The sequence below is a fragment of the Actinomadura rayongensis genome, assembly GCF_009831215.1.
Lineage (GTDB): Bacteria > Actinomycetota > Actinomycetes > Streptosporangiales > Streptosporangiaceae > Spirillospora > Spirillospora rayongensis.
This window is the reverse complement of the sequence record NZ_WUTW01000001.1, coordinates 554814-572845: the sequence shown is the minus strand read 5'-3', so window position 1 is coordinate 572845 and position 18032 is coordinate 554814. Positions and strand designations below refer to the sequence as shown.

The window sequence follows — 18032 nt, the reverse complement described above, 5'->3', positions numbered from 1 at the left end:
CGCACGGACAAGCGCGCGACAGGGCCCAGGGGCCTACCACGGCGCCTTTTCCCGATCCTTGCGGCGGTGCCGCGCGGTGGCTACGGTCGGCGCCATGTCCTCGGTGAACATGGACGAACCGCGCCCGCTCGGCGAACGGCTCGGCCGGTACCGGCTGAAACGCCTCCTCGGGTCGGGCGGAATGGGCGCGGTGTATCTCGCCGAGGACGGGAACGGCCACCGCGTCGCCATAAAGGTCATTCACTCGCGCCTTTCCGGGCAGGACGAATTCCGGGAGCGTTTTCGGCGGGAGGTGACGGCCGCGCGACGCGTCCGTCCGTTCTGCACCGCGCCCGTCCTGGACGCCGACACCGGCGGCGACCCGCTGTACCTCGTCACCGAGTTCGTCCCCGGCCCGACGCTGGAGGACGTCGTCGTCCGGAACGGCCCCCTGCGCGGCGCGGACCTGGACGGGCTCGCGGTCGGCGTCGCGACGGCGCTGTCGGCGATCCACGCGGCGGGCGTCGTCCACCGCGACCTGAAACCGGCGAACATCCTTCTCTCGCCGTACGGCCCGCGTGTCATCGACTTCGGCATCGCGCGGACGCTCGCCACCGACGGCGCGATGACGAAGACCGGCCAGTCGATGGGGACGCCGAGCTTCATGGCCCCCGAAGGCCTCACCGGCCGGCCGATCACCGAGGCCGCCGACGTGTTCACGTGGGGGTGCGTCGTCGCGTGGGCGGGGACGGGCGCGCTGCCGTTCCCCGGCCGCAACGTCGGCGAGATCCTGTACCGGACGGTGCACGGCGAGCCGCGGCTGGACGGTCTGGCCGAGCCGATGCGCGGCCTCGTCGCGCGCGCCCTCGCCAAGGAGCCGCACCTACGGCCCACCGCGCCCGACCTGCTCCGGGAGCTGACCGGCGACCCGAACCCGGCGCGGTCGGCGCGGACCACCGCCCCGTCGGGGCCGCAGCGCCCGAGCTTCGCCTCCGACGGCCGCACCCGCCTGCTCACCCGGGGACGCCGCCGCCTCGTCCCGCCCCTCGTCGTCCTCGCCGCGACCGCCGTCGTCGCCGGAACCGCGTACTCCCTCTGGCCGGACGGCGACGGCTCGGCGCCCGGACTGTCCACGACCCTTTTCCGCGATGATTTCAGCGACCGCACGTCCGGCTGGAAAGAGGGCGGGTTCGACGACTACTACCACCGGTACGAGAAGTCCGGCTATGTCGTCTCGGTCGATTCGACGCTCCCGTTCGACACGGCGGAAGCGCCCGTCCCCACCAGCACGGGAAACCTCGCCATCGAGGCCGCGGTACGGGTCGACTCGACGAATCCGGACGACGAAGGCGGGTTGTACTGCGAAGGTGCCGGCCACCAGCGCGTCGACGTGATGCTCGCCAGAAACGGGTTCATCACCATCCGTCGTGCCTCGCTCACGGACATGCGGGATCTCATTCGTTCGTCCACCCCGGCCGCCCGTCCCGCAACCACCGTGAGACTCCGCGTGGACTGCCGGAAGGACGGCGGCGGCACGAGTGTCCGGGCCTGGGTCAACGGACGTTCCACCGTCTCCACCGTGGTGACGGACATCGGGGAGACGGAGGAGACCGGTCTCGTGGCGGGACGCCCCGGACGCCCGTACGCCCCGCCCGCGACCGTCGCCTTCTTCGACGACGTCGTCGTCGGCCGGCCGTGACCACCGTCCGAACGAGCCGGCCGGTGGCCACCGGCTCGGTCAGGAGATCGTGAGGTTCTTCAGCGTCACGGCGCTGGAGTACCACGGCAGTTCGACGTTCACCGTCCTCACCTCGGGGGGCGCGAAGAAGACGTCGCTCAAGGTGACGCCCTGATGGGGCTCCAGGTCGCTGTGGAAGCCGCTGACCGTCTGGGTGCAGAGGCAGACGTCCGCGCTGTCCTGCATGGGCCAGTACCGCAACTGCCCGGCCGAGTCGAACAAGCGGGCTCCCGTCGCCCCGGGCGCGGAATAACTCAAGGTTCCTTCCTTCGCCAAACCGGCTTCGGCCTTCTTCGTCGCGTCCGTCTCGTTGGTGATCGTCCAGGTCAGGACGACCAGCCCGCCCGCTTCGCGGCGCAGCGCGTTGACCGCGAAGGAGAAGTTGTTGCCGTCCGCCGTCACCCCGGTGAAGTGCGGACGCGTCGAGGCGATGACCGGGAGCTTGCCGTCGGTCGCGGTCGGAGCGGGCGACGAGGCCGGGGGCGCCGCCAGCGGCGGCCGGGGGAAGGAGACCGTTACGCGACGGTTCTTGCGCCGTCCCTCGTCCGTGCCGTTGTCGGCGATCGGGTCCGCCGAGCCGTGCCCGGCCGACTGGAACGTCACACCCTGCCGGTTGACCAGGCTCTTGAGCCGGTTCTGCACGGCATCGGCCCGGCGTCGCGACAGCGGATTGTTGATCGCGTCGTTGCCGGAGTTGTCGGTGTACCCGTCGATCTTGACGACGGCGCCGCGCGACGCGTCGATCTTCGCGGCGACCTTCCGCAGAGCGTCGTCCGCCTTGGCCGTCAGGTCCGCCTTGTTCAGGGCGAACAGCACGTCGGTGGACAGGCGGACCCGCGTGTCGCCGCCGTCCTCGTCGACCGACTCGGTCACTCCCTCCGAGGTCCCCTTCAGCGACCGGATCACCGGGGCCGCGAGGGAGGCCGACTGCGGCGAGAGCGTCTGGCCGGGCGCGGGCGGGGCCGACCCGCTCGGGATCGCCACCTCGGTGAACGGCGGCGCCAAGGGCACCCAGACCGTCACCTTTCGCGACTGGGGCGCCGGATACACCGCGTACACCTCGCGGCTCTGCCCACTCGGGAGCCTGTCCGTCTCGCTGCACAGGCAGTGGCCGTCCTGTGTGCTCAGCGGGTAGTACATCTTCATGTTCGCGCCGTCGACGAGCGCGATCCCGCCCATCCCGAGCACTCCCCCGACCTGCTTGTCCCGGGACAGGTCGGCCAGCGGTCCACGGAGGTCGAGGTCGTCCCCGCCCTCGTTGACGATGCGAAGGCGGGCGGTGACGGTGTTCTTCGCGGACGGTGTCAGCGACAGCAGTTCGGCGCGCGCGGGCCCGCCCTCGGCGGCGAGCGGCCGTGACGCGAGCGCCGGGGCCGGCCTCCCCGCCGCCGGGGAGGACGGCGCGGACGACGTGCCGCCCTTCCCGCCCTTTCCGTCACCGCCGCCGCATCCGGCCAGGACGAGGGCGAGAGCCGTACCTCCGATCCAGAGTCGGCCGACGCCTTTCCACCGGCTGCTGATGCCCATCATCGCTCGTGGACGCTCCTTCCGGATTTGCGACTTGTTCCCTCGTTGACCCGCGTGACGACACGCGAAAACGGCGAGAGAACACCGCTGTGAAGCGGGAGTTCTCTCGCCTTTCCGCAAAGCTCCCAGAGGCCGGGGACCCCCCGCGAAGGGGGAGCCGTCACGTCGGCTTGCCCTTGAAGATGTCGTCGAGCGCCTTGCTGACCGCGTCGCTGAGCCGCTTGATGATGCCCGCCTTGTAGAGGGCGCCGACGATCGCGGCCACCAGGACGAGAAGGGCCGCGTACTCGATCAGGCTGGCGCCCCGGTCGCCGTTCCTGCGCGCACGCCCGGCGTTCTCCGCGAGGCGCTCGACCCGGTCGAGAACGAAAGTATGGAGCGTCACGTAGAGAGGGATGAGGTTCATTTCCTGGCTCCCTGTTTTCTGGTCCCGCCGCGTTGTCGGAGCCAACGTTAGGGATTCGGGAGCCTTTCCCCCAGGGTCCGGCGGCCCAATGACGCGCCCGCCGAGGACCCAAAGTTCTCTGGGTCCGCGAACCCACCGCCGCCGTCGTCACCACCGCTCCTGTTCCTCCGCCGTGCCGAGCCAGCGCGCGATGGCCGACGCCCGGGACGTGACGCCGAGCTTGGCGTAGATCCGGTTCACATGGTTCTTGACCGTCTTCTCCGCGACGAACAACCGGCTCGCGATCTCGCCGTTGGAGTGCCCCTGGACGATCAGCCGCATCACCTCGGCCTCCCGGGCCGAGAGTCCGAAGGCGTCCGGGTCGGGGGGCGCGGGGCCGGACGCGGACGGCACGGCCGCCGGCTCGTCGGCCGGCGGCCGGGACGGCAGGCCGACCAGCCGCGACAGCGCGGCGGGCGACAGCGCGTGCACGCCGCTGATCGCGCCCCGCACGGCGGCGGTCAGCTCCTCGGCGGAGAACGTCCCGTGGACGAGATAGCCCATCGCCCCGCCCTCCAGCGCCCGTCGGATCACCTGCCGGTCGTCGGTGTACGTCAGCATGATCACACGGGTGAGCGCGCTGAGGGCCCGGACCGCCTGAACGCCGTCCATCAGCGGCATCTGCACGTCGAGCAGCACCAGGTCGGGACGCAGCCGTTCGGCCAGCTCCAGCGCGGTGCGGCCGTCGCCCGCCTCGCCGGCGATCTCGAATCCCGACGACTCCAGCAGCGAGACCAGGCCCGAGCGCACGACGAGATTGTCGTCGACGACGAGGATCCTCGGAACGTCCATTCAGTTCACCTCGGCCGGGTGTTGTTCGATGGGTTCTTCCAGGGGCAGCCGGACGGTCACGGTCGTCCCCGCGCCGGGCACGGACCGCACCGTGGCCGCGCCGCCGACCCGCGCGGCGCGTTCGTGCAGGCCGACGACGCCGTAGTGGCCCGCGCGGGCCAGCGTGGGGAGGTCGGGCAGCGCGCAGCCCCGGCCGTCGTCGTGGACCTCCAGGACGACGCCGTCGTCCTCGTCCACGAAGGACCGGACGTGGACGGCGTGCGCGCCGGCGTGCCGCGCGACGTTGGCCAGGGCCTCGGACAGGATGGCGACCGCCTCGTACCGGGAGCGGGACGGCAGGTCGCCGTCCGCGGACAGGTCCAGGACGACGGGCACGCCGCTCTCGCGCGACCATGTCCCCGCGACCTCGGCGACGGCCTCGGGCAGCGACCGCTGCACGGCCTGTTCGCGCAGGTCGGTGAGCAGATGCCGGGCCTCGCGGGACGCGATCTCGGTGGCGGCGGCGATCCGCGCGGCCTCCTCGATCCCCCGCCGCGGGTCCCGCTCGACCCAGCCGGGCAGCGCCGCCGCCGCCAGCGCGATGCCGCGCAGCGTCTTGGCGAGCGAGTCGTGCATCTCGCGGGCGAGCCTGGCCCGTTCTTCGGCCGCCGCGGCGGCGACCTCGGCGCGGCGGCGCGCGACCGCCATGCGCTCCTGGTCGTCGAACATCCGGCGCAGCGCCGTGCCCGCGAACCCGGCCAGCGGATAGAAGCACGGCTGCCCGACGAGCGTCTGGAAGGTGTCGGACACCGGCTCCGCCGAGACGAACAGCGTGGTGTAGTACAGGGCGATCTGGATGGCGCTCGCGCCCACCGCTCCCGGCCAGCGGTAGAGCAGCCCGGCGACCGCGCCGGTGATCACGGTGGAGAGGAAGAACGGCCCGGACGCGCCGCCGATCCCGAGCACCGCGAACGACACGCAGATCTCCAGCGCCAGCAGGATCGGATAGCGCAGGAGCCACGGCACGAGCAGGTCGCCGCGATAGGCGGCGAGCCAGGACAGCGCCACCACGCAGGCGACGAGGACGAACGTCTGCGGGACGAGCTCGTCGCCCGGGATCAGCAGGAGGGTGATCGCGGCGATGAGCATCCGGCCCTGCATGAACAACTGGAACGCCGCGCCGACCCGCTCCGGCAGGCCCTCCCGCGCGCGCCCGCGCCGTTCAGTTCCCGAAGAATCCACCGAGGTCCGCCCCCGATCCGAAGAACATCCCGCCGAGAACGAGCAGCATGACCGCGGGCAGGGTCAGGGCGGTCGTGACCGCCGTGATCTGCGGCGTGGTGCGCTGCGCCTTCCGTTTCGCCCACTGCGCCGACTCGCGGCGCATGTCGGCGCTGATGTCCATCAACGCGGTCTGCAGCGGAGCGCCCAGCTCCTCGGCCTGGAGCAGCGCCGTGACGAACGAGGCGAGCGCCTCGGAGCTGTTGCGGTTGCGCAGGTCCTCGAACGCCTCCCGCCGCGGCGTCCCGAGTTCCATCTGCCGGAGCGCGATCAGGAACTCGTCCGCCAGCGCGCCCGGCATGCTGTCGGACACGCGCGTCAGCGCGACGCGGAAGCTGAGACCGGCCGAGACGGTCACCGCGAGCACGTCCAGGAAGTCGGGGAGGCTGCGCTGGATGTCGTTCTGCCGGGCGTTCATCCGGCCGCGCAGGAGGCCTTCGTTCTGGAGGGCGCCGAGCAGGCACAGCAGTCCGAGCGTGTACTGGCTCATCGCGGCCATCAGCAGCGCGACCGTCGCGAAGATGACGACGTACCCGGCGGTGGTGCGGGCGTAGCTCTCCACCGTCATGCCGCCGGGCCGCCCGGCGGCGTCGATGCGCTTGCGGATCCCCGCCCGCCACGGGGCGAGCAGTTCCATGGCGAGGCCGGTGAACGGTCGTCCGACGACGTCGGCGATGGCGTTGAGGATGAAGACGTCGTTCTTCTTGGCGGTCTTTGGCGTCGCCACCACGGCCGACTCGGCGACGCGCTCGCCCGAGACGATCATCGAGTAGCCCCACACCAGCAGCGCGAGGCAGCCCGCCGCCGCCAGCCCGAATCCGAGAACGATCATGGGTGTCCTACACGTCGATCCGCGTGATGCGGCGGATGATGAAGAGGCTGAGAACGAAGAACAGCGCCGAGATGCCGAGAATGATCTGGCCGACGATGCTGGAGCTCATCGCGCGCAGCGCGTCCGGCTGGATGAGCTTGACCATGACGACCGCGCCGATCCCCATCACGCCGATGGCCCAGTTGCTGACGACCGCCTCGCCCATGATCGTCTTGACCTCGCGGCGGATCTCCTTGCGCTCCTCCAGCGTCGCGGCGATCGTGCGGAGCGCGGTGACGAGCGAGCCGCCCGCGCGCGACGACACCACCAGCGTGCTGACGAGCACGCCGAGTTCGCGCGACGGCAGCCGCTGCCCGAGGTCGCGCAGCGCCTCCTCCAGCGACTGCCCGAGCCGGAGGGCCTCGGCCGTGCGTCCGAGCTCGGTGCGCGCCGGGTCGTCCAGCTCGTCGGCCGCCATCTCGATCGCGGTGCGCAGCGCCAGACCCGCGTTGGTCGCGTTGGACAGCACCCGCGCGAGGTCGGGAAGCTGCGCGATGAACGCCTCTTTGCGCCGGTCCTCGCGACGGCGCAGGAACGCGAAGAAGACCCAGGCGACGCCGACGGCCGCCGCGACGCCGAACGGCGCGGCCATCCACTCGCCGATCAGGATGATCGCCAGGACGGAGCTGCCGACGAGCAGGAACAGGAACGTCGACACGCGCAGCTTCAGCCCGGACGCGGCGATGCGCAGCGCCAGCGCCCGGCCGAGGTCGGTCCGGCGCAACCGGGCGTCCATCCGGTCGAACAGGCCACTGATCTGGTCCTGTTCGCCGATGATCGCGCGGGCGGCGAGACGGCGGCGCTGTTCCAGCCCGGCCGCGAGGTCCCCCAGCGACCACACGGCGACGGCGAGCGTCGCGGCGAGGACCAGCAGGATGACCGACAGCGGGACGCTCATCGGACCTCCCGGACCTGGTCGGGGTCGTCGCCGACGCCGAAGGCCGGCGGGACGGACTCGCCCGCGTGGAACAACCGGGTCGCGATCCGCTCGGGCAGGCGGTGGCACACGAACGCGCCGCGCACCGTCCGGTCCGGCCCGATCGGTTCGGACGCGAAGTGCATGACGCGGCGCAGCGCGACCGACTCCCGGTTGCGCGACACCACCACCGCGACCTCGGTGACGCGACGGCTGCCGTCCGGGCCCCTGCTGAGCTGCACGACGGCGTCGACCGCACTGTTGATCTGGTCCTTCACCGCCTCGAACGGCAGCTTCACGTCGCTCATGCTCGCCAGCGTCTGCAACCGGTAGATCGTGTCCTCGGTGGAGTTGGCGTGGACGGTGACCAGCGACCCGTCGTGGCCGGTGTTCATCGCCTGGAGCATGTCCAGCGTCTCGCCGCCGCGGACCTCGCCGACGATGATGCGGTCGGGCCGCATCCGCAGCGCGTTGCGGACCAGGTCGCGGATCGTGATCTGGCCCTTGCCCTCGATGTTGGGCGGACGCGACTCCAGCGGGATCACGTGCTCCTGCTTGAGCTGGAGTTCCGCCGAGTCCTCGATGGTGACGATGCGCTCCCAGTCGGGGACGAACGCCGACAGCGCGTTCAGCATCGTCGTCTTCCCCGTGCCGGTGCCCCCGGAGATCACCAGGTTCAGCCGGGCCCGGACGAACGACGCCAGCAGCATCCCCGTCGCCTGGTCCATCGAGCCGAGCGCGGTCAGCTCCTCGATCGTGTAGGCGCGGGGGAAGCGCCGGATCGTCAGCACCGGGCCGACCAGCGACAGCGGCGGGATGATGACGTTGACGCGCTCACCGGTCGGGAGCCGGGCGTCCACCATCGGGCTGGACTCGTCCACGCGCCGGTTCACCTGCGCGACGATCCGGTCGATCGTCTGGTAGAGCTGGTCCTCGCTGGCGAAGCCGTTCTCCAGCCGCTGCACGCGGCCGGCGCGCTCGATGAACACCGCGTCCGGTCCGTTCACCATGATCTCGGTGACGGTCGGGTCGGCGAGCAGCGGTTCCAGCACGCCGAGCCCGAGCGCCTCGTCCACCACCCGGCGGATCAGGTTCGCGCGTTCGCCCGCCCCGAGGACGGGCCCCTCCCGGGCGATGAGCACGCCCGTGACCTTCTCCAGCCGGGCGCGGCGCTGCGCCGGGCTCAGCGCCGCCAGCTCCTCGAGGTTGATCTCCTCCAGCAGCCGCGCGCGCCACTGCCCGACGGTGTTCGGGCTGGTCCGGTCGGCGGCCGACCGGTCGTCGTCGAGTCGATCTCTCAGTGCCATCGGTCATCCCAGGGGCATCGTGACGGTGCGGGTGACCCCGAAGTCCAGGGGGACCCCCTTCCACAGCAGCGGGATCTTCGCGCGGACCGTGCAGGACACGGCGTCGGTCCCGTCGTGCGTCGTCGCCGCTCCGCTGACGGCGTAGTCGTTGAGCCAGTGCGGCATCGAGCTCGTCGCCGATCCTTCGCACCGTCCCGGGTCCATGGCCTTGCTCGCCTCCCGGGCCCCGGTCCGCGCGGCGTTCTCGACCCGTTCGACGGTCGTCGACGCCAGGTACGCCTGGAACGCGATCAGGATGACGACCAGCGCCAGCGGGAACACGGCGGCGAACTCGACGGCGGCGGCCCCTCGGTCCCGTGTGTCCATGCGTTCACCTCACGCGCTCGTCGACGACCTTGGCGGAGGTCGTGATGCCGAACGGCGTCCGCAGACCCGGCAGGACGGCCGGAGTGTCGATGGTGACCCGGACGTACCCGTCGACGACCTCGATGTGCAGGTGCTTCTCGTCCTTCCAGGGGCCCGAGATGCGGGCCGCCGCCCGGTCGCGGACCTGCGCGCGGCTCCCCGGTTCGTCGTAGCCGAGGACCGCGACGGCGCGCGCCGCCTCGTTCGCGGCGTGGCTGGAGTACATCGAGGTGAGGCCGACGAGAACCGTCTGCCACACCAGCAGGATGATCGCGCCGATCAGCGGGATGATCGCGCTGAACTCCACCAGCGCCGCCCCCTGGTCGCCGCGCCGCGGCGCGGTGCCCGCGGCGGGCGCGTCGAGCAGCCCCGCCTCCGCGGCGACCCGCCCGATCGCCCTGCGGAAGTCGTTGTTCTTCACCAGCGTCGGCGAGCCGGTGTTCGCGGCCTCCTCCAGCGCGCGGAAGCTCGCCGGGATCGTCGCCTTCATCAGCGGCGCGCCGACCATCTTGCGCGCCAGGTCCGGCTGGATCTCGTTCCGCCGGTCCTGGCGGGTCAGCAGGACGAGGACGTCCTCCTCGCGGCGGATCTGGAGGCGGGTCCACAGTTGCGTCATCCGCTTGGCGCCGCGCATCGACGGCACGTCCGGCGTCGCGGTGATGATCACCTGGTCGGCCAGTTCCACGGCCATCGCGTTCGCGTCCGTGACCTGGCTGCCCGAGTCGACGATGACCAGGTCGTACCGGGTCCGCAGGGCGGTGAGGATCTGCCGGATCGCCCGCGCCGAAATTTCCTCGGAGTCCTCGCCGTGCGGCGGGGCGAGCAGCAGGTGCGGACCGGCCGGATGCACGAACAACGCCTCGGCGACCACGGCGCCGTCGAGGCCGTCGACGGCCGCCGCGAGGTCGGCGACGTTGTGCCGGTGCTGGACGTCGAGATAACCGGGGATGTCGCCGGTCTGCAGGTCGAGGTCCACCAGGCACACCGTCCGGCCGGACGCCGCGAGCGCGATCGCCAGATGGATCGCGAGCGTCGTGGTCCCGGTGCCGCCCTTCGCCCCGCACAGCGTCAGCAGCGTGCCGAGCCGTCCGGACGCGGGCGCGTCCTGCGAGCCCTGGAAGTGCCGCCGCATCGTCGCCGACCACTCCGCGGCCTGCTCGACCCGGCTCTGCAGCTCCGACAGGGTCGGTTCGTCGGTGATGACGCCGCGCGCCCCCGACCCCATCGCCGCCGCGAAGATGTCCGCGGTCGCCTCCCGCGCGACCAGGATCACGGCGAGCTGCGGATGCCGCACGACCAGTTCGCGGATCAGGTCCAGCGCGGGCAGCGGGCCGATGTCCTCGTCGACGAGGACGACGTCCACGTCGGGAGCCGCGCCGACCGCGCCGATGACCTCGCCGGACGTGGCCTCCACCGAGACGATCTCGATGTCGGGCAGCTCCTGGAACTGCCCGCCCAGTCCGCTCGCGACCGTCCGGTCCCCGATGCCGAGAATGATGCGCCGCGTCATCGCCGTCACCGCGCCGGAACCGTCTGGCAGACCGGGGCGAGCCGGACGTCGTCCGGGGCGAGACCCGAACCGCCGATCAGCGCGAGCCGGATCTTGTCGGCGAAGCTCTCCTCGCGGGTCAGCTTGAGGCTGTCGGACGCGCTCAGCGCGAACGTGATCGGCACGACGCTGTCGGTCTGCTGCGCGTTCTTGTCGTCCCGCTGGGTCGTGACGCCGCCGATGTGGATGACCTTGGCCGACTTCACGATCCGCGCGGCGCAGGACGTCTGCTTCGCTCCGTCGGTGGTCTGGTAGGTCGCGTAGATGTCCACGAGCATGCCCTCCTGGACCTTGCCCGCCACCCCGGTCTCCGCGTCGATCATGATGGCGATCTCGCGCTGGCCGGGCTGCAGGTCGGGGGCGGGGACGAGCATCCCCTGCTGGAGATAGGAGCCCGCCGGGAGGTCGGCCGCAGCGACCTTCCCCTTGAGCTGGGCGGGGTCGCCGACCATCGTCCGCGGCGTCCACTTGCGCGGCACCCGCACCCGTTGCAGCATCTCGGGCCGCACCTCGGTGTAGGCGGGCACCGCCTGCCTGAGCTGCAGCACCTCGGTCTTCACGCCGACCTCGGCGCGGACGTCGCCGACGTATCCCACGACGCTCACGAAGACCACGATCGAGCCGATCCCGGCGAGGATCATCAGCAGCACACCGCGTCGCTGGCGGGGGTTCATGGGACTCCGTTTCTCATCCGGCGGAAGGCTTCATCGCTTCGGCGGGGAGCGGAACACGACGGTGCCGGCGCGTCCGGGGCCGCCGTCGAACTCGTCCTCGTCCGGGTCGTGCGCCGGCGCGGGGTTCGTCGTGGTGGCCGTGGGCGGCGGCGGGGCGTCCGGGACCGGCGCCGGGACGGGGACCGGCTCGTCCCGCCGCTCGGGCTCCCGGACGGGCGGGGGCCCGTGCCGCGCCGCGGCCGGCAGGTCCGGACGGGTCGGCGGGTCGAGGTCCAGGTCGAGGTTCGCGCGGGAGTCGTCCGGGCCGGCGCGGCGGACGTGCCCGTTGACCGGGCCGGGCGGCGGCGCCGGATCGGGCGGCGTCGGCGCGGGCGGCGTCGGCTGGGGTGGCGGCCGGACGTCGACGGCGCCGGGTTGCGCCATGTGGCAGAACGGGCACTCCGCAAGCGCCGTGGGCTCGCCGCACCAGCCGCACGGCCGGCAGACGGTGGCGCGGAGGATGCTCTGCAACGCCTGGGGATGTCCGCTGAGCGCGACGTACTCGACGCACTTGCGCGTCCCCCAGAACTCGGTCGCCAGCGGCTGCGCCGCCACCGGGGTCGTGCGGATGGCTCCGAGGGCGGGCCGCAGGTGGCGGTGGACCCACTCGGTGTCGCCCTCCCCGCCGCCGACGAGCAGCAGCACGGGATCGAACGGACGGCCGGTGATCTCCTGCACGGGACGTCCCGAGGTGATCCGGTGGACGTGCTCGTGCGGCCACGCCGCGACCGAGAACCCGCCGCGCGGCAGGTAGGACGCCACGTGCTTGCCGAATCCGGTCCTGATGTGGGCCAGGTTGGCGACGCTGTTGACCCAGGCCCCCGTGTAGACGGCGCGGGCGAGCCCGTCCGCCATGCTCGCGAGCTGCCCGGGCCGGACGTAGGGGGACACGAAGGCGAGCTGGTCGGCGACCACCGACAGGGCGAGCGGGGGAAGGTTCAGGCTGACGCCGGCGATGCGGTCGGTGTCGAGCGCGCCGCGTGCCAGCCGGACCAGGCGCGCGGTCTCGGCGGCGCGCCAGGCGGGGAGCAGGACGACCGCGGCGCCCGCGCGGCCGACCTCGGCGGCCATGAGGTCGATGAACGCCGTCGGGGCGTCGACGCCGGGCGGCGGGTCGAACCGCAGCGCCGTGTTCGCTTCCAGGATGCCGGAACTCGGCACATCGCCGACCAGCACCACCCCGGTCACGGGTGCTCCGGATCGCTCGCGAACCTCACCGGGACATCCTTCCTTCTCGTCAGGCGACGCCCCCGCCATCCTCTGATCTCCTCGACAGGAGCAATGACCGTAACCATCCCGCCCATGTGCGATCAAGTAACCATTTTTTCATCGGCGATCTGCCTGAGGAAGGCGAATCGGCGACACCCCGGTGTGATGCCGACATGTGCCGACGAGTTCGTCACGGACCCGCATCCGTTGCGTGAAGTTCCGAGAAACGTCCACGATCCGGTGATCGCCGATCGGCCGGTGGGCCGGGCGCATCGCGCCCCGGACCGAACACCCGCAGGACCGATCGTGACACGGCGATGTACGCGACCGACTGCTTTCAGGCATTTAGTTCGGGCGAAACGTGTAAACGGAGGAAATGCCACGCGGCGGGAGCCGTCAAGATCGTTGATCATGGCCGCGTCCGGTCTTGTCAATAGGTCCACGGGCCCTTGACGAAACGCCTTTGGCGTGCTCGTCGACGGGCTTCGGAAATCGGGGGTCAGGCGAGGGCGAACGACGCCGCAATGCCGTCGGTCGCGGCGGTCAGGCCGCCCTTCGCCGCCTCGATCTCGACGAAGCAGAACCGCTCGTCCGAGACCGACGCCCGCACCATCAGGCCGTCGACGGCCACGCCCTGCCGGGTCGAGGAGTAGGACGCCCGGAAGGCGGGCTTCCCGCCCACCGTGGTCTCCGTGATGCGCGACGTGGGTTCGAGGGCCCGCTGCTTGCGTTCGAGCTGCTCCCGCGACGCGCCGGTCAGTCCGCCGCTGTCGCAGCCCATCGTCAGGTGCGGGGCCATGCCGCCGGTCACCGAGCCGTCCAGCGCGTAGACGGTCCCGTGGCCGCGCTGGACGGTCATGAGCTGCCGGACGAGGTCGGCGTTCTCGCCGGTCAGCCCGAAGGACGTGCGCACGACGGCGGAGGCGTCCGTGAGCGGATCGACCTTCCGCCACCCGCCCGGGACGTCCGCCGTGACACCGGTGGACGCCCCGCCCAGCCGCGTCGCCGACGACCGCGCCGTCGTCGCGTCCGACCGCGCCGGTCGCTCGTCACCGCCGCCGCAGCCCGTCGCGAATAACGCCACCGCGCCCAGCACGGCCAACCCGATCCGAACCATGGGAACCCCCGGTCAGTGCTCCGCTCGCTGCGGGCGGGAGCGGACGCCCGCCCCGGACGTGCGCAGTCAACCAACCCGCGCGGCCCGTCGTCCGGGCCCCAGGACCCATCTTCGGGCCCATCCCCCAGGCCCGGGTCCGACCCGGGTCCGCCGGGCCGGGAACCCCTCGCCGCACGGGGGTTCGGGGGGCCGGGACGTTCTAGAGTCGGGGCATCGGCCAGGAACGAGCGCAGGAGTCGGCGATGACGCAACACCCGGAGCCCGGTCAGCACCCGTCCGCCCAGGGGCCGGGTGCGAGCTACGGCCCGCCGCCGCCCCGGCATCCGCAGCAGCCGCCGCGTCCGCAGCAGCCCGGGCCCGCGGGCCCGCCGCCCCCGCCGCCGCCCGGCCGGGGCTCGGGGGCCTTCCCGGTGCCCGACCGCTTCCAGCCCGCCCCCCGGCCCGCCGAGAAGGGCCTGATCGGCGCGCTGTTCGACGCGAACTTCGACTACCTGGTCACCCCGAAGCTCGTGAAGCTCTGGTACCTCGTCGCGCTGCTGCTGGTCACGCTGCAGTGCGCGGTGCTGTTCGGGTTCGGCGTCTGGATCTCCACCTGGGACGACTTCTGGGCCTGGGGCGTCATCCTGCTGGTCGCCTCGCCGCTGGTGTGGCTGTTCGAGCTGCTGCTCGTGCGGATCTTCATGGAGGCGGTCGTGGTGCGGTTCAAGAGCGCCGAGCATCTGCGCGTCATCAAGGACAAGATCTAGCGGTGGCCGATTTCGACGACGCTCCCCCGCACGCCACGCGCCGCGAGCCGGGCTCGACGCGACGGGACGTCCCCGGTCCGCGCGACCCGGCCGGCACGCGGCGCGACGGCCCGGCGGCGGCGGAGGGTCCGCTGCTGCGGCTGCCCGGCCCGCTCGCGGACCGGTTCCGGCTGGTGGCCGAGCTGCCGGTGCAGGGCGCGGAGTCCGACCTCGTTCTCGTCCGGGACGGGACGGGCGCCGAGTACGTGGTCAAGCTGTTCCGCCGCGGCTACCACGCCGACCGGGAGGTGTGGGAGAAGCTGCCGCTGCTGGCGTCCCCGCACGTCCTGAGCGTGCTGGAGACGGGCACCGCCGAGGGACGCGACTACGAGATCGCCGAGTACGCCGAGGCCGGCAACCTCCGCGCGCTGATGGACGCCCCGCTGCGGCCCGACACGGTCGCCGCGATCGTGGAGCAGCTCGCGGCGGGCCTGGACGCCCTGCACGGCGCGGGCGTGGTCCACCGCGACCTGAAGCCCGAGAACGTGCTGGTCCGCAGCCCCGACCCGGTGGACGTGGTGATCGCCGACTTCGGCCTGAGCCGGGTGCTGGAGCAGAGCGTGATGTTCGCGTCGTCGTCGCGGACGCTCGTCTACGCCGCCCCCGAGTCGCTGTCGGGCCAGGTGTCCCCCGCCCGGGACTGGTGGTCGCTCGGCGTGATCGTCCGCGAGCTGGCCACCGGACGGCCCCCGTTCGCGGGCCTGAGCGAGACCGCCGTGGTCGACCATCTCGCGACGCGCGCCGTCCCGGCCGACGACGTCGCCGACCCGCGCCTGCGGCTGCTGTGCCAGGGCCTGCTGACCCGCGATCCGCGCGGCCGGTGGGGATCGGAGCAGGTCAGGGCGTGGCTGGACGGCGCGTCCCCGCCCGTCGCGGCCCCGGCGCGCGCGACCGTCCCGCCCGGAAGGGGCGTCCCGTTCGCGGGCCGCCGCCACGACGACCGGCGTGAGTTCGCGCGCGTCCTCGTCGAGCGCTGGGACGAGGCCGCGCCGCACTTCTTCGGCCGGGGCGCGGCGGGCGAGGCGTGGCGGACGCTGCGCGACTGGCTCGCCGAGGTCCCCGACGACGGCACGATCGCGCTCGTCGACCGGTACCTCGCGGCGGACCTGCCGCCGGACGAGAAGCTGCTGCACCTCGTCCGCTGGCTCGACCCGGACCTGCCGCCGTTCTTCCTCGGCCGCCGCGTGACGGCCGCGGACCTGCCGGGCCTGGCCGCGCTGGCGGGCGATCCCGCGCACCCCGACCACCGGACGGCCTGCCTGATCGGCCGCGCGCTCTGGGACAGGGACCTGCTGCCCGTCCTCGCGGCCTCACCCGAAGGCCATGACTTGGTGGCCGTGCATGAGCAATGGCATCACCACGTCGCGGCATGGAACGACCTCGCGCGCTGGCTGCGCGGCCAGGAGTCGACCCCGCCGGGCCTGCCCGGACGGCTCCCGGAGGCGGGCGCCCCGGCCGACGACCCCCCGGTCGTGCTGCTGACCCTGCTGGCCCTCGCCGCCCGTCCGGCCGAGGCGCGCCAGAACATCGCGCAGGCGGCGGGACGGGCGCGCGCGGCGGTCCGCGCGGACGTCCCGTGGTTCCGCTGGATCGCCGACGGCGCGGGCGACGACCCGCTGCGCCAGTTCGCGGTCGTGCGCGCGGCGCCGGAGGCCGTGCTGGAGGTCGAGGCGCGGGCGCGCGAGCGGGCCGCCGCCGAACGCCACCAGGCGACGTTGGCCGAGCGCCGCGCCGAGCTGGAGCGCAAGCGCCTCGCAGGACGCGCCAACGCCACGCTCCGCGCCGTCGCCTGGTCGGTCCCCCTGCTGCTGATCTGGCTGGCCGTCAGCGCGCTGATCTCGGTGGTCGCGGGAGGCGGCGGCGACGGCGGCACCACGTCCGTCGGCCTGCACCGCAGCGGCAGCTCGGTCGGCTTCGGCGTGCTCGCGTTCGCGTCCGTCCTCGCCGCGCTCGCGCAGTGCGGGATCGAGGTCGCCGTCGCGCGGCGGCAGGCGGGCGACTACCTGCCGCTCGGTCCGTGGGCGGTGCTGTCGCGGGTGCTCGGCGTGGGCGGCCGGGGCCTGTCGCGGGCGTCGGCGACGATGTCGGGCGCGGCGCGGCGGAACGGACCGCGCGGCTGCGGCGTCCTTCTCCTGGCGGCGATCGTCCCGGTGCTGCTGCTCGTCCTGCTGGCGGCGGCGATCACCCCGGTGGCGGGACTGCTGTGGATCTTGATCATGGTGCTGGCGGTCGTGGCGCACGGCGTCGCGGCGGGCGTGCGGGTGGACCGGTGGCGGCGCGGACGCGCCGGCGAGGGAGGGAACCGATGAGCAGCGGCGTCGAGGCCGACATCGTGCTGGACGCGGCGGTCGTCCTCACCCTGGGCATGAACCGCGTGCTCGGGCGGGGCGGGGAGGCCGCAGGACGGGGCGCGCAGCTCCTGGCCGCCCTCGCCGCCGGACGGGCCGAGGCGCGCGCCGAGGCCCTGGCCGAGGCGGAGACCTACGAGCGGGCCGTCCGCGAGGTGCTGGCCCGCAACGCCCGCGCCGAGGAGCTGGCGCGGACCCGCGCGGAGCTGGACGCCGACGTCCCGCTCCCCGAGCCGCTGACGCCCGGCGACGAGACCGCCGCCGAGCTGACGGCCTGGTGCGCCGCGACGGACCGGGCGCTGGACGCGGCCGAAGCGCACCTCGCCGGAGCCCTGGCCGCCCGCGTCGGCCAGCAGGTGTTCGCGCTGCCCGACCGCGTCGCGGTTCCGGAGCGTCCCGCCGCGCCCGACGCCCGCGACGCCCTCGAACGCGTCCTGACGCGACTGCTGCCCGACGCGTCCGACCATGACCGGGACGCGGTCGCCGCCGCCGCGCGCCTGCTCGCCGCCGCCACGACCGCCGAGGACGCGGACACGGCCCTCACCGAGGTAAGGCTGCGCGTCCGGGACGCGAACGCGCGCACCCGCGACCGCCGGGCCGACGAGAAGCGCCGGGCGCAAGAGGCCGAGGCCGCCGAGCAGGCCGCCGCCGAGCGCGGCTACGTCCTGGACGCGATCACGACGGCGTTCGAGGAGCTGGGCTACGAGGTCCACGACGGGTTCGAGACGCTGACGGCGAACGACGGCGCCCTGCTGCTCACGCGCGGCGACTGGCCCGACCACAGCGTGAAGATGCGGATCGAGGACGCGGGCCGGGTGCGCGCCGCGATGGTCCGGGGACGGGCGGCGCGCAGCGCGGACGACCGCCGTCTGGACGCCGAGCGCGAGGAGGAGTGGTGCGCCGCGTTCGAGCGGGCGAGGACGCGGCTCGCGGCGTCCGGCGTGACGTCGGAGGTGACCTGGCGGCTGGATCCGGGGGTCCACGAGCTGCCGGTGAGCGACCCGGCACGGCAGACTGGGACGCGGAGCGGGCGGCGGGCACGGGGCCGCGAGCGCCGCGGACTGTGAGGGG

16 protein-coding genes are annotated in these 18032 nt (G+C 73.1%); 4 read left to right on the top strand and 12 right to left on the bottom strand.

Annotated elements, in window-relative coordinates:
• The first annotated feature begins 94 nt into the window (after positions 1-94).
• Complete coding sequence (locus GQ466_RS02785) at positions 95-1678, top strand: serine/threonine-protein kinase (protein WP_161101170.1); 1584 nt, start codon at positions 95-97, stop codon at positions 1676-1678.
• Positions 1679-1717: 39 nt separating this feature from the next.
• On the opposite strand, the gene GQ466_RS02780 is transcribed toward GQ466_RS02785, so the two are convergent.
• The 12 genes from GQ466_RS02780 to GQ466_RS02725 form a co-directional block, all read right to left on the bottom strand.
• Entirely contained in the window at positions 1718-3247 is a 1530-nt protein-coding gene (locus GQ466_RS02780) for an OmpA family protein (RefSeq protein ID WP_272917919.1), read from the bottom strand.
• A 157-nt stretch (positions 3248-3404) separates the two neighbouring features.
• Positions 3405-3650, bottom strand: a complete 246-nt coding sequence (locus GQ466_RS02775; RefSeq protein ID WP_161101169.1) for a basic helix-loop-helix domain-containing protein — start codon at positions 3648-3650, stop codon at positions 3405-3407.
• A 147-nt stretch (positions 3651-3797) separates the two neighbouring features.
• Complete coding sequence (locus GQ466_RS02770; RefSeq protein WP_161101168.1) at positions 3798-4481, bottom strand: response regulator; 684 nt, start codon at positions 4479-4481, stop codon at positions 3798-3800.
• On the bottom strand, positions 4482-5702 hold the full coding sequence (locus GQ466_RS32590) for a histidine kinase (RefSeq protein ID WP_161101167.1): 1221 nt from the start codon (positions 5700-5702) through the stop codon (positions 4482-4484).
• The gene (locus GQ466_RS02760) at positions 5683-6573 is read right to left on the bottom strand and encodes a type II secretion system F family protein (RefSeq protein ID WP_161101166.1); all 891 of its coding nucleotides are present in this window, start codon (positions 6571-6573) and stop codon (positions 5683-5685) included. The genes GQ466_RS32590 and GQ466_RS02760 overlap by 20 nt, the downstream gene beginning before the upstream one ends.
• A gap of 7 nt (positions 6574-6580) precedes the next feature.
• Positions 6581-7510, bottom strand: coding sequence for a type II secretion system F family protein (locus GQ466_RS02755; RefSeq protein ID WP_161101165.1), 930 nt, complete (start codon positions 7508-7510; stop codon positions 6581-6583).
• Positions 7507-8835, bottom strand: coding sequence for a TadA family conjugal transfer-associated ATPase (locus GQ466_RS02750; protein ID WP_161101164.1), 1329 nt, complete (start codon positions 8833-8835; stop codon positions 7507-7509). The genes GQ466_RS02755 and GQ466_RS02750 overlap by 4 nt, the downstream gene beginning before the upstream one ends.
• Before the next feature lie 3 nt (positions 8836-8838).
• Complete coding sequence (locus GQ466_RS02745) at positions 8839-9201, bottom strand: TadE/TadG family type IV pilus assembly protein (protein ID WP_161101163.1); 363 nt, start codon at positions 9199-9201, stop codon at positions 8839-8841.
• Positions 9202-9205: 4 nt separating this feature from the next.
• Positions 9206-10750 (bottom strand): CpaE/TadZ family protein, encoded by a 1545-nt coding sequence (locus tag GQ466_RS02740; RefSeq protein WP_161101162.1) that lies wholly within the window; start codon positions 10748-10750, stop codon positions 9206-9208.
• 5 nt (positions 10751-10755) lie between these two features.
• Entirely contained in the window at positions 10756-11463 is a 708-nt protein-coding gene (gene cpaB / locus GQ466_RS02735; RefSeq protein ID WP_161101161.1) for a Flp pilus assembly protein CpaB, read from the bottom strand.
• Positions 11464-11493: 30 nt separating this feature from the next.
• Positions 11494-12690: a hypothetical protein gene (locus GQ466_RS32170; protein ID WP_161101160.1), complete on the bottom strand. Its 1197-nt coding sequence runs from the start codon at positions 12688-12690 to the stop codon at positions 11494-11496.
• Between the two features lie 520 nt (positions 12691-13210).
• A complete protein-coding gene (locus tag GQ466_RS02725) occupies positions 13211-13828 on the bottom strand; it encodes a hypothetical protein (RefSeq protein WP_161101159.1) in 618 nt (205 codons plus the stop codon).
• A gap of 242 nt (positions 13829-14070) precedes the next feature.
• On the opposite strand from GQ466_RS02725, the gene GQ466_RS02720 reads away from it, so the two are divergent.
• Genes GQ466_RS02720 through GQ466_RS02710 form a run of 3 tightly spaced genes read left to right on the top strand, consistent with a single transcriptional unit; the run spans position 14071 to position 18028 of the window.
• Positions 14071-14574 carry a DUF4282 domain-containing protein gene (locus GQ466_RS02720; RefSeq protein WP_202419940.1) on the top strand — a complete coding sequence of 168 codons (504 nt, stop codon included), beginning with the start codon at positions 14071-14073 and terminating at the stop codon, positions 14572-14574.
• A 2-nt stretch (positions 14575-14576) separates the two neighbouring features.
• Positions 14577-16922: a protein kinase domain-containing protein gene (locus GQ466_RS02715; protein ID WP_161101158.1), complete on the top strand. Its 2346-nt coding sequence runs from the start codon at positions 14577-14579 to the stop codon at positions 16920-16922.
• On the top strand, positions 16919-18028 hold the full coding sequence (locus GQ466_RS02710) for a response regulator receiver protein (protein WP_161101157.1): 1110 nt from the start codon (positions 16919-16921) through the stop codon (positions 18026-18028). Before GQ466_RS02715 ends, GQ466_RS02710 begins: the two co-directional genes overlap by 4 nt.
• Positions 18029-18032 lie beyond the last annotated feature (4 nt).